This is a genomic window from Bradyrhizobium sp. A5 (genome assembly GCF_042076515.1).
GTDB classification, from domain to species: Bacteria; Pseudomonadota; Alphaproteobacteria; order Rhizobiales; family Xanthobacteraceae; genus Bradyrhizobium; species Bradyrhizobium cosmicum.
The window spans coordinates 3,665,897-3,677,917 of sequence record NZ_CP148990.1 but is presented as its reverse complement, the minus strand read 5'-3'; the positions used below and the strand labels follow the sequence as shown (position 1 = coordinate 3,677,917).

General features: G+C 64.8%; 10 protein-coding genes. 7 read left to right on the top strand and 3 right to left on the bottom strand.

The window, feature by feature from the left end:
* Positions 1 to 40: 40 nt before the first annotated feature.
* From WHZ77_RS17595 to WHZ77_RS17580, 4 genes are all read left to right on the top strand, one after another.
* Positions 41 to 1,783, top strand: coding sequence for an ArnT family glycosyltransferase (locus WHZ77_RS17595; protein WP_375309094.1), 1,743 nt, complete (start codon positions 41 to 43; stop codon positions 1,781 to 1,783).
* A 1-nt stretch (position 1,784) separates the two neighbouring features.
* Positions 1,785 to 2,630 carry a phosphatase PAP2 family protein gene (locus WHZ77_RS17590; RefSeq protein ID WP_375309093.1) on the top strand — a complete coding sequence of 282 codons (846 nt, stop codon included), beginning with the start codon at positions 1,785 to 1,787 and terminating at the stop codon, positions 2,628 to 2,630.
* Between the two features lie 69 nt (positions 2,631 to 2,699).
* Positions 2,700 to 3,434, top strand: coding sequence for a glycosyltransferase family 2 protein (locus WHZ77_RS17585; protein WP_375309092.1), 735 nt, complete (start codon positions 2,700 to 2,702; stop codon positions 3,432 to 3,434).
* Positions 3,431 to 3,769, top strand: a complete 339-nt coding sequence (locus WHZ77_RS17580; RefSeq protein ID WP_375309091.1) for a lipid-A-disaccharide synthase N-terminal domain-containing protein — start codon at positions 3,431 to 3,433, stop codon at positions 3,767 to 3,769. Before WHZ77_RS17585 ends, WHZ77_RS17580 begins: the two co-directional genes overlap by 4 nt.
* A gap of 26 nt (positions 3,770 to 3,795) precedes the next feature.
* Here the strand turns inward: WHZ77_RS17580 and WHZ77_RS17575 are convergent.
* The 3 genes from WHZ77_RS17575 to metC form a co-directional block, all read right to left on the bottom strand.
* Positions 3,796 to 4,738 (bottom strand): IS630 family transposase gene (locus tag WHZ77_RS17575; protein ID WP_375309090.1). Its coding sequence is split into 2 segments (ribosomal slippage): positions 3,796 to 4,401 and positions 4,403 to 4,738, totalling 942 coding nucleotides; the frame shifts between segments, so codons are not numbered across the junction.
* Positions 4,739 to 4,827: 89 nt separating this feature from the next.
* The gene (locus tag WHZ77_RS17570; protein ID WP_375309089.1) at positions 4,828 to 6,519 is read right to left on the bottom strand and encodes a Na/Pi cotransporter family protein; all 1,692 of its coding nucleotides are present in this window, start codon (positions 6,517 to 6,519) and stop codon (positions 4,828 to 4,830) included.
* A 155-nt stretch (positions 6,520 to 6,674) separates the two neighbouring features.
* Entirely contained in the window at positions 6,675 to 7,859 is a 1,185-nt protein-coding gene (metC, locus tag WHZ77_RS17565; RefSeq protein ID WP_375309088.1) for a cystathionine beta-lyase, read from the bottom strand.
* A gap of 393 nt (positions 7,860 to 8,252) precedes the next feature.
* Here metC and WHZ77_RS17560 point away from each other — a divergent pair, with 393 nt between their 5' ends.
* From WHZ77_RS17560 to WHZ77_RS17550, 3 genes are read left to right on the top strand one after another with little or no spacing between them, the layout of a single operon-like run.
* A complete protein-coding gene (locus WHZ77_RS17560; RefSeq protein WP_375309087.1) occupies positions 8,253 to 9,269 on the top strand; it encodes an amino acid ABC transporter substrate-binding protein in 1,017 nt (338 codons plus the stop codon).
* Between the two features lie 26 nt (positions 9,270 to 9,295).
* On the top strand, positions 9,296 to 10,501 hold the full coding sequence (locus WHZ77_RS17555) for an amino acid ABC transporter permease (protein ID WP_375309086.1): 1,206 nt from the start codon (positions 9,296 to 9,298) through the stop codon (positions 10,499 to 10,501).
* Positions 10,498 to 12,018, top strand: a complete 1,521-nt coding sequence (locus WHZ77_RS17550) for an amino acid ABC transporter permease (protein WP_375309085.1) — start codon at positions 10,498 to 10,500, stop codon at positions 12,016 to 12,018. The genes WHZ77_RS17555 and WHZ77_RS17550 overlap by 4 nt, the downstream gene beginning before the upstream one ends.
* The last annotated feature ends 3 nt before the right edge of the window (positions 12,019 to 12,021 follow it).

Below are 12,021 nucleotides of genomic sequence, written 5' to 3'. Positions count from 1 at the left end.
AGCGGTTGTCGGAATGACGGTTTCAGCGTAAGCGGAACCAATGGCCGAGACCTATCCCAGCCCCCGTTTTGGCGCACCGCGCGAGCCGAAAGCACCCGTGAATCCGGGCAGCCGGCTCGTGCTCGTGCTCGACTACGTTACGGCCAGCCATGCCCGTGCGGTCGCCTTCCTGTTGCTCTGCGCGCTGCTGCTGTTCCTACCGGGCTTCTTCACCATTCCGCCGGTCGACCGCGACGAGGCGCGCTTTGCCCAGGCCACCAAGCAGATGGTCGAGAGCGGCGACTATGTCGACATCCGCTTCCAGGAGGACGTCCGTTACAAAAAGCCGGTCGGCATCTACTGGCTGCAATCGGCGGCGGTTGAAATCGCCTCGGCGCTGAAGCTGCCGAAGGCCGAATTGCGGATCTGGGTCTATCGGATTCCGTCGCTGATCGGCGCGGTCGGCGCCGTGCTCATGACCTATTGGGCCGCGCTCGGCTTCGTCACGCGGCGCGCCGCAGTGCTTGCCGCGCTCCTGATGAGTGCTTCCGTGCTGCTCGGCGTCGAGGCGCGGCTCGCCAAGACCGACGCGATGCTGCTGTTCTGCGTCGTTGCCGCGATGGGCGCGATGGCGCGGGCTTACCTGTCGTGGCAGCGCGCCGAGGACGAGACGCACCCGCCCTGGAGTTGGCCCGCGATCTTCTGGACGGCGCTCGCCGTCGGCATCCTGATCAAGGGCCCGCTGATCCTGATGTTCGCAGGACTGACCATCGTCGCGCTCGCGATCCAGGACCGCGATGCCTCCTGGCTGTGGAAGTTGCGCCCGCTCTGGGGCCTGATGTGGATGCTGGTGCTGGTGCTGCCCTGGTTCGTCGCGATCTTCTGGCGCGCGGGCGATGCCTTCTTTGCGGACTCCGTCGGCGGCGACATGCTGAGCAAGTTAGGGGCCCAGGAATCCCATGGCGCACCGCCCGGCCTGTACCTGGCGCTGTTCTGGATCACCTTCTGGCCGGGCGCGCCGCTGGCGGCAATGGCGGCGCCTGCGGTGTGGCGGGCGCGGCGCGAGCCCGGCGCGCAGTTCCTGCTGGCCTGGCTGGTCCCGTCCTGGATCGTGTTCGAGGCGGTGCTGACCAAGTTGCCGCATTACGTGCTGCCGCTGTACCCGGCGATCGCGATCCTCACCGTCGGTGCGCTGGAGCGACGCGTGCTGTCGCGCTCCTGGCTGATGCGCGGCTCGGCCTGGTGGTTCGCGATTCCCGCCGCTGGCTCGATCATCGCGGTGGTCGGCGCGGTCATGCTGACGCGGCAGCCGGCTTTCGTCGCCTGGCCGTTCATCGCGGCCTCGCTGATCTTCGGCCTGTTCGCCTGGTGGCTCTACGACAACAACCGCGCCGAGCGCTCGGTGCTCAACGCGCTGGTCGCAGCCCTGATGCTGGCGGTCACGGTCTACGGCATCGTGCTGCCCTCACTGACGCCGCTGTTCCCGAGCATCGAGATCGCGCGCGCGCTTCGCAACGTCACCTGCGTCGGGCCGAAGGCGGCTGCGGCCGGCTATCACGAGCCCAGCCTCGTGTTCCTGACCGGCACCCAGACGCTGCTCACCGACGGCTCGGGCGCGGCGGATTTCCTGCGGCAGGGCAGCTGCCGTTTCGCGCTGATCGAGCAGCGGTCGGAGCGCAGCTTCGCGCAGCGCGCCGAGGCGATCGGGCTGCGCTACAAGGTCGGCACGCGTATCGACGGCTATAATTTCTCGCAAGGGCGCGCGATCTCGATCTCGATCTTCCGCTCGGAAGGCACCGAGTAGGATGTCGGCCCCGACCAACATCGCACCGCGCCCGGGCTATCCCGCGCAATTGCTCGCCGTGTCGGGCCGTGCGCTGGCTCAGCTTGTCCGCACGCCCTCGCATTCGCGGCGTGCCGAGGCCGCACGCAAGCTGGCGCGGCATTCGCTGTGGCTGAGCGCGGCAGGCGCCGCGCTCGTCATCGTGCTGATGGTTCTGTTCGACCAGACCGAGATCCAGTTGATGCCGGCTCGCGGCACGCCGAGCCTGTGGCCGATCCGCATCCTCACCGATTTCGGCAAGGACGAGTATGTGCTCTCGGTGCTGGGGCTTACGCTGGTGGTCGTGGCGCTGGTTGCGGCCGGACGTCACGGCACCAACCGCGCGCTGCTGCTGGGCCTCGGCACGCGGCTCCAGTTCCTGTTCCTGTCCGTTGCCCTGTCCGTGTTCGTCGCCGAGATCCTGAAATATCTGATTGGACGCGGCCGTCCGTTCGTCGGCGGCAAGGCCAATCCTTTCAACTTCGTCCCGTTCGAGGGGACGGGCGCTTATGCCAGCCTGCCGTCGGGGCATGCGGTGACGGCGTTCGCGCTGGCGTTTGCGGTCTCGGCGCTGTGGCCGCGCCTGCGCGTGTTCATGTTCACTTACGCAATCGTGATCCTGCTGACGCGTCTCGTGCTGCTCGCGCATCACCCGAGCGATGTCGTGGCCGGTGCTCTGGTCGGCATGGTCGGCGCGATGGCGGTGCGCTACTGGTTTGCCGCCCGCAGGCTGGCCTTTGCCATCCGCGCCGACGGCACCATCGTGCCCCTTCCGGGGCCGGTCCCTGGACGCTTCAAAAGGGTTGCCCGCGGGGCATCCGCCCCATAAAAGCGGCTTTCTGCGGGGGCTGCCGGTTCCGCGAGGCGCGCAGGCCAATTCCAACCACGAGCTTTCGATTTGTCGTCGTCCCAGCCTTCGGTTTCCATCGTCGTTCCCGTGCGCAACGAAGCCGACAACATCGCGCCCCTGATCGAGGAGATCACGACGGCGCTCGATGGCCGCTGGGCCTATGAGATCATCTATGTCAACGACGGCTCGACCGACGCGACCGGCGAGCGGCTTGCTTCGATCATGACGCAACGGGACAATCTGCGTCAGCTTCGTCACGCCCGATCGGGGGGCCAGTCGGCGGCGGTGCGCAGCGGCGTGCGCGCGGCGCGCGGTGCGATCGTGGCAACGCTCGACGGCGACGGCCAGAACAATCCGGCCTTCCTGCCGGACCTGATCGCGGCCGTCGAGAAGGGCAGCAACATCGGACTTGCCGCAGGCCAACGGGTCGGCCGCAAGGATACCGGCTTCAAGAAATTCCAGTCGCGCGTGGCGAACAAGGTCCGCAACGCGATTCTGCAGGACGGCACGCGGGACACCGGTTGCGGGCTGAAGGCGTTCCGGCGCGACGTCTTCCTGATGATGCCCTATTTCGACGGGCTGCATCGTTTCCTGCCGGCGCTGGTCCGACGCGAAGGTTTCGACATCGCCTATGTCGATGTGATCGACCGGCCGCGCCGTTCCGGCGTGTCCAATTACGGCTTCTTCGACCGGCTGTGGATCGGGATTATGGATCTCGCCGGCGTCTGGTGGCTGATCCGTCGCAAGAAGCCGACGCCAGAGGTGACCGAGGTGCAGGCATGATCATCCATTACGGCCAGGCGCTGAATGACTATCTCTACGACGTCTTCGTCGCCAAGTTCGATTTCTGGCTCGCGTTCGGCCTCGTCGCGCAACTGTTCTTCACCGCGCGCTTCCTGGTGCAGTGGATCGCGAGCGAGCGTGCCGGCAACAGCGTGGTGCCGATGGCGTTCTGGTTCTGCTCCATGGGAGGCGGGCTGATGACGCTGGTCTACGGCGTCGTCAAGCGCGAGCCCGTCATCATCCTCGGGCAGGCGCTCGCGACCATCATCTACATCCGCAACATCATGCTGATCATCAAGAACCGTGGCCGCGCCTCGAAGACGCTGGAGCGGTGATCGAAGGGATTTAGAGCGTGCTGTTTTTATACGGAAACATAGCCTGAATTTTTGAGATAGTTGGCGCATTCCTGCGCGGAGAAGAGGTCGAGCAGTTCACCGACCTTGCGCCAGGTTGCCTCGACGTCACGCGGCTCTGCAGCTCGCATCAGATGTTTGAGCTTGGCGAAGACCTGTTCGATCGGATTGAGGTCGGGACTGTAGGGCGGCAGGAAGAGCAGATGCGCTCCGGCGGCGCGGATGGCATTGCGGGCGGACTTGCCTTTGTGACTGCCGAGATTATCGAGGATGACGACCTCGCCTTTTGCCAGCGTTGGCACCAGAACCTTCTCGACATAGAGGGTGAAGAGTTCCCCATTGATGGGGCCGTCGATGACCCAAGGTGCGCTGATCTGGTCGTGCCGCAGCGCTGCAATGAAAGTCATGGTCTTCCAATGACCGAAAGGCGCGGATGCCTGGAGCCGCTGTCCACTCGGACCCCAGCCGCGCAGTGGTGCCATGTTGGTCTTGATCCAGGTCTCATCGATAAAGATCAGGCGTGAAGCGTCAATCTTGCCTTGATGGGCCTTCCAGCGCGTCCGTTTACGAGCGATATCGGGGCGATCTTGTTCGGCCGGCAGGATCGTTTTTTTTGAAGCTCAGCCCTTCGGCATGCACAAACGTCCACACGGCCCGCACATCTGTCTTGATCCCGCGTGCTGCCAACTCCTGTGTCAGCTTCCGTAAGGTGAATGGCCCAGAGAGAACGCGCTTGCGTAGCCAGTCGGCATGGGCACCGGATAGAACCGGCTTCTTGTGACCACCAATCTTGCCAGGCGAAACGCCTCCAGTCTCCCGCCTCAGATTCTTCCACTTCGTTACACAGGACGGGCTGATCTCAAGCGCCTCTGCAATCGAGCGAACCGTCTCCCCTGCGTCAGCCCGCGCCAGAGCCCGTTCACGAAGGTCTTCCGAATAGGGTCGCGTCATCCATGCTGGCCTCCGTCCTCCAGCATGAACTTTGAATCAGAAATCGGCTCCCCTGGGAATCCCGATTCCGGTAAAAAACAACATGCTCTCTAGCGCGGCAGCGCTGACGCCGCGCCTGTTGCGGGCAGGGCGGCTGTATCCGTTTCGGGCCTGCGATAGGGCTCGCCCGCCGCGTCCAGCACGGGATAGGCGACCGAGCAGATGTGCGAGTGGATGCGGCGCAGGTCGCGCAGCACGTCCAGATGCAGCGATGTGGTCTCGAGGGTCTCCGGGCGGCCCTCGCGCAGGCGGTCGAGATGGCGCTCGACGGCGGCGAGCTCGGTGTTCTTCAGCGCCGTCTTCTCCACCAGCAGCTTGCGCGCCTCGTTGGCGTCGCCCGACATGAAGACGCCGAAGGCGATCCGCAGCGATTCCATCGTGCGCTTGTGGAAGGCGGCGAGCTCCTCGGCGCCTTCGGCCGAGAACTGGAATCGCCGCTTGATCTTCTTGGTGGCAAGCTCGCTCAAATTCTTGTCGATGATGTCGCCGATATGCTCGAGGTTGATGGCGAAGGAGATGATTTCCATGGCGCGCCGGCCTTCGCCTTCGTCGAGGCTGCCGCGCGTCAATTTGGTCAGATAGAGCTTGATGGCCTCGTCGAGACTGTCGACGACATTGTCCATCTTGGAGACCTGGTCGACCAGCGAGCGGTCGCCCGTCATCATCGCCGTCATCACCTTGCGCAGCATGACCTCGACGAGGTCGCCCATGCGCAGCGCCTCGCGGGCGGCGTCGGCGAGCGCCAGCGACGGCGTCTCCAGCGCGCTCTCGTCGAGATAGCGCGGCCGGGCGGGATCGGTCTCCTGCACGCGATCGGGCAGGAGGCGGGTCAGCAGGCGCGACATGGTGCCGAGCAGGCCGATGAAGATGACGGCGGTGCCGACGTTGAAGGCGATGTGGAGCGCCGCAATCATCCTTGCAAGATCGGGCTGCCAGGCATGCATGTGCTCGGCGATCGCACTCAGGAACGGCAGCACGAGGACGATGCCGACCACGCGGTTGATCAGATTTCCGAGCGGCACGCGATAGCTCGCGGGATCGTCGCGCCTTGCGCCCTCGAACACGGGGTTGATGGCGCTGCCGAGATTGGCGCCCAGCACCAGTGCCAGCGCCGCGTAAGGCGTGATGAACTGCGAATAGGCCAGCGACATGATCAGCAGCACGCTGGCAACGCTCGAATGCACCGCCCAGGTGATAAGCGCCGCGATCATGATGCAAAGAACGGGATCGCCCGTGATCGCCGAAATCACGACGCGGACACCGGGCGCGTTCTCGGCCGGCGCCAGTGTGTCGAGCAGGATATGCAGCGACAGCAGCATCAGGCCGAGGCCGATGCAGACGCGGCCGATGTCCTTGATCCGCGAGCGCGGTCCTGAGCGGAAGGCGACGAGCCCGAGCACGAACAGCACGGGTGCTACGGCCGCGATGTTGAACGACAGCACCTGCACGATCAGCGTCGTGCCGACATTGGCCCCCAACATGATGGCGAGCGCGGCAGCGACGCTGACGAGGCCCCCGGCTGCGAAGGAGCTGGTGAGCAGCGCCGTCGCCGTGCTGCTCTGGAGCAGCGCGGTGAGACCGAGGCCGGCGGCGAAGGCGCTGAAGCGGTTGCTGAGCGCCTTGCCGAGCAGCCAGCGCAGGTCGGGGCCGAACGCGCGCAGAATCCCGCTGTGGACCATGTGCAGGCCCCACAGCAACAGCGCCACGCCGCCCATCAGATCGAGCAGTACCAACGTTCCCATGCTCCGTGTCCGGATTGGAGTCGATTGGTAAGGCTAGCGCCAAATGCTTGAGGTTCAAACCATTTGTTGGCGCATCGGCGTTAACGTTTGCGCGGGGTGCTCGTTCCCGCGGCGCGCGTTGGCGCGTCCGCGGGCGTGATGCCTTGTGAGCAGGCTCACATTGCCGCTTTGAGGGCAGCGAAGCCGCGGTCGAGATCGGCCTTGAGGTCGTCGGTGTTCTCGAGCCCGATGTGCAGGCGCAGAGTCGGGCCGCCCGGCGCCCACTTGGTCGCGGTGCGATAGTCGTTGCAGTCGAAGGGGATCGCGAGGCTCTCGAAGCCGCCCCAGGAGAAACCCATGCCGAACAGCTTGAGCGTGTTGAGCATGGTGTCGACGGCTGTCTGCGGCGCCGGCTTCAGCACGATGCTGAACAGGCCGGAGGCGCCGGTGAAGTCGCGCTTCCAGATCGCGTGGCCGGGATCGGTCTCCAGCGCCGGATGCAGCACGCGCGCGACCTCGGGACGGCTCGCGAGCCAGCGCGCCATGTCGAGACCAGAACGATGATGCTGCGCCAAGCGCACCGACAGCGTGCGCAGGCCGCGTAGCGCGAGGAAGACGTCGTCGGGGCCGGCGCAGACGCCGAGCAGGCGAATGCCTTCGGCGATCTGCGGCCAGGCCCTGGCGTTCGCCGAGATGGTGCCGAACATGATGTCGGAGTGGCCGCCGATATATTTGGTGGCGGCCTGCATGCTGATGTCGACGCCCTGTTCGAGCGAGCGATGGAAGAGCGGCGTCGCCCAAGTGTTGTCGTCGATGACGAGCGCGCCGCGCGCATGCGCGACCTCGGCGATGGCGCGGATGTCCGGCATCTCGAACGACTGCGAGCCCGGCGCCTCGACCAGGACCGCGCGCGTGTTCGGCTTCAATAACTTGTCGATGCCGGCGCCGATCAGCGGATCGAAATAGCTGGTCTCGATGCCGAGGCGCGCGAGGATGCCGTTGCAGAAATTGCGCGTGGGGCGATAGACGTTGTCGCAGACCAGCACGTGGTCGCCGGTCTTCAGCACCGAGAGCAGGGTGGTGGAGATCGCCGACAGCCCAGACGGCACGATGCCGACGCCGGCACATTGCGGCCCCTCCAGCGCCATCAGCGTCTCCTGGAACGCCTTGGTGGTGGGGGAGCCGTGGCGGCCATAGGTGAACTCGCCGCGATGGGCGTGCAGGTCCTCGGCGGTCGGATAGAGCACGGTCGAGCCGTGGAACACGGGCGGATTGACGAACCCCTTCTGGGCCTTGGTGTCGCGGCCGGAGGTGACCAGCCGGGTCTCGGCCTGCTGCTGGGAGGGGTGCGAGGAATCCATGCGTCTGCTTTCAAAACCGCGTTTCCGCGGGGCGCGCGAGGCGCCCTACGGGCCGGCCGGTGGCCGCTGCCGTTAATAACAGAACACAGAAGAGTCCCGTCAACCCCTTGACCCGGCTCGCCAGTCGTTCTGTGATGCGCAGGTGCTATTCAGTCGCCGCATGTTGAGGGGCAGCCGCGACCTTCGATCCATCGTCTGATCGGACCTTGCGCCACAGCCATCAGTGCGGGCGCCAGCGGCGGGGATTAGGTTATGGCCTCTCGGGATGGGCGAGTGTTCGGCAAGATTTCCAGCACGACTCTTGCAAGGCTAGCCCCGGTATGGATAGCCCTGGCAGAGACGATCCTGTGACAACGTTCCTACCTTGAGACGACTTTGAAAGGCCTTCAGCCCATGAAACGCGTAACCCTGGCTCTCACTCTCGCTCTCGCCGCCGGCCTGACAGCCCAAGCCGCCGATGCCCAAACGCTCAAGACTGTCAAGGACCGGGGCATGCTGTCCTGCGGCGTCAGCCAGGGCCTGCCGGGCTTCTCATCGCCCGACGACAAGGGCAACTGGACCGGCCTCGACGTCGACGTCTGCCGCGCCATCGCCGCCGCCATCTTCAACGATCCGACCAAGGTCAAGTTCGTGCCTCTGTCAGCCAAGGATCGCTTCACGGCCCTGCAATCCGGCGAAGTCGATGTGCTCTCGCGCAACACCACCTGGACCATCTCGCGGGACACCTCGCTCGGCGCCAACTTCACCGGCGTGACCTATTACGACGGGCAGGGCTTCATGGTGAAGAAGTCGCTCAAGGTGAATTCGGCGCTCGAACTCAACAGCGCCTCGGTCTGCGTGCAGACCGGCACCACCACCGAGCAGAATCTCGCCGACTACTTCAAGGCCAACAACATGAAGTACGAGGTGATCGCGTTCGGCACCAACGACGAAACCGTCAAGGCCTATGAAGCCGGCCGCTGCGACGTCTTCACCACCGACCAGTCGGGCCTGTACGCCAACCGTCTGAAGCTTGCCAATCCCGGTGACCACATGGTGCTCCCGGAAATCATCTCGAAGGAGCCACTCGGCCCGATGGTCCGGCACGGCGACGACCAGTGGTTCGACATCGTGAAATGGACGCTGTTCGCACTGATCACCACCGAAGAGCTCGGCGTGACCTCGAAGAACGTCGACGAGAAGGCGAAACTGGAAAATCCGGAGCTGAAGCGCGTGCTCGGCAGCGACGGTAATTTCGGCGAACAGCTCGGCCTGACCAAGGACTGGGTGGTGCGGATCACCAAGGCGGTCGGCAATTACGGCGAGGTGTTCGATCGCAACGTCGGCGCCGGCTCGCCGCTCGCCATCAGCCGCGGTCTCAATAACCTCTGGAACAAGGGCGGTCTTCAGTACGCGCCGCCGATCCGCTGACCCCGCCTGAACCGCTGACAGCGGCGATGAACACCGAGGCTCGAAAACCGCCGGCCCAGATTGCGCTGAAGATCAGGCGCATTCTGGGCGGCAAGACTGGCTGGAACGGCATCGCCGTCCAGTTTGCCTTCGCGGCGGTTTTGGGCTGGATCGGCTATGAGATCGTCTCCAATACCCGCGCCAATCTCGAGAACCAGCACATCGCCGCCGGCTTCGGTTTTCTCCGGAACAATGCCGGCTTCGACGTCAACCAGACCCTGATCTCCTACACCGGCTCGGATACATTCCTGCGCGTGTTCGTGGTCGGGCTTCTCAACACCCTCGTGGTCTCGGTGGTGGGTATCGTCTTCGCCACATTGATCGGCTTCATCGTCGCGTTGTGCCGGCTGTCGCCCAACTGGCTGCTGTCGCGCATCGGCGAGCTCTATGTCGAGGTGATCCGCAACCTGCCGGTGCTGTTCCAGATCCTGTTCTGGTACCTGGCGGTGCTCGCGGCCCTGCCAAATCCGCGGCAGAGCATTTCGCTGCTCGGCATCGCCTTCGTCAGCAATCGCGGTCTCGTCGTTCCGCGCCCGATCGGCGAGGGCGGCTTTGAGCCGTTCCTGGCGATGCTGGTCCTCGGCATCGTGGCGTCATTGGTTCTGCGCTTCTACGCGCGGCGCGCACTGTTTCAGCGCGGCCAGATGATCCGGATCTGGCCCTATGTGCTGGGCTTGCTGTTCGGGCTGCCACTGGCGAGCATCTTGATATTCGGCCCGCCCGTCACATTCGAGCTGCCGCAGCTCAAAGGCTTCAACTTCGCCGGCGGCTCGCGCATCATCCCCGAGTTCGTGGCGCTGACGCTGGCGCTGTCGACCTATACCGCCGCCTTCATCGCCGAGATCGTGCGCGCCGGCATCCTGTCCGTGCACAGTGGACAGATGGAGGCCGGCTCGTCGCTTGGCCTCAGTCGCGGCACCACGCTCCGGCTGATCGTCGTGCCGCAGGCGATGCGGGTCATCGTCCCGCCGCTGACCAACCAGTATCTCAACCTTACCAAGAATTCCTCGCTGGCGGTGGCGATCGGCTATCCCGATCTCGTCTCGGTATTCGCCGGCACCTCGCTGAGCCAGACCGGGCAGGCGATCGAGATCATCGCCATGACGATGGGCGTCTATCTCTTGATCTCGCTGCTCACCAGCGCCCTCATGAGCGTCTACGGTTGGCGCCTCGGCCGGAGTCTCGGCGCATGAGCGATATCACTTCGTCCGCCTACGTCCGTCAGGACCTGCTCACCGAGCGTCCCGCGCCGGTGAAGACCACGGGCTTCATTGGTCTCGTGCGCACGCGCCTGTTCAACTCGCCGACCAATATCCTGCTTACGATCGTCGGCGCCTTGCTGCTCTGGTTCACCATCATTCCCTCGGTCAGGTTCCTGATGGTCGATGCGGTCTGGAGCGGCAAGGATCGCACCGCGTGCCTGACCGAGAATGCCGGGTTCGCGGTCGGCGCCTGCTGGCCTTACATCCAAGCCAAGCTGCCGCAGTTGATCTACGGCTTCTATCCCGAGGCGGAACGCTGGCGGGTCAACCTCACGCTGGCGCTGTCGGTGGTTCTGCTGGTGCCGCTGCTGATTCCTCGGCTGCCGTCGAAGGGGCTCAACGCCGGCCTGTTCTTCTTCGCCTTTCCGGTGGTCGCCTTCTTCCTGCTGCATGGCGGCGGCATCAAGGGCTTTGGCCTGAGCTGGACGGCCGGCCTGCTGCAATTGTTCGACGACAGCATCATCGGCGCCGGGCAGGTGCTGCTCGGCCTCAGCAAGACCTCGGCCATGGCGCCGCTGCTATGGGTCGTCGGCAACCTCATCGTGCTGGTCGGCATCGCGATCTCCTGGCTGATCTTTCCGCTGGTCTGGCTGCGTGACCAGATCCAGGGCACCGGCCGGCCGGTCTGGACCGATGTCGCCATCACGACCATCGTCGTCTCGCTGATCGCCTTCGCGCTCGGCGGCGGCGTTCGCACGGGCTGGCGCGCGCTCGCATCGAGCATCGCCGCCTTCGTCGCCATCGCGGTCGTGATCAAGCTGATGGGGCTCGATCAGGGCGGACTGCCGATCGTGACGACGAATTTGTGGGGCGGCCTGCTGGTGACACTGGTGGTCTCCGTTACCGGCATCGTCACCTCGCTGCCGATCGGCATCGCATTGGCTCTCGGCCGCCGTTCCACCATTCCGCTGATCCGGATCTTCTCGGTCGCCTTCATCGAGTTCTGGCGGGGCGTGCCGCTGATCACCGTGCTGTTCTTCGCGACCTACATGCTGCCGCTATTCCTGCCGGGCAATTTCACCGTCGACGGTCTGGTGCGCGCGCTGATCGGCATCGCGCTGTTCACCGGCGCCTATCAGGCCGAGAACGTGCGCGGCGGCGTTGCCGCGATCCCGCGCGGGCAGGGCGAGGCGGCAGCGGCGCTCGGGCTGTCGTGGTGGAAGACGACCTCGCTGATCGTGCTGCCGCAGGCCTTGCGCCACGTCATTCCGAACCTCGTCAATAGCTTCATCTCGCTGTTCAAGGATACGTCGCTGGTCTCGATCGTGGCGCTGTTCGACCTGCTTGGCTCGCTCCGGGCATCGTTCTCGGATCCGAAATGGTCGACGCCGTCCACGGCCTTCACCGGATTTGCCTTTGCCGGCATCATCTACTTCATCTTCTGCTTTGGAATGTCGCGCTACTCGCTCTTCGTCGAGCATCGCCTCAACGCTCACCGCCGCAACTGATCG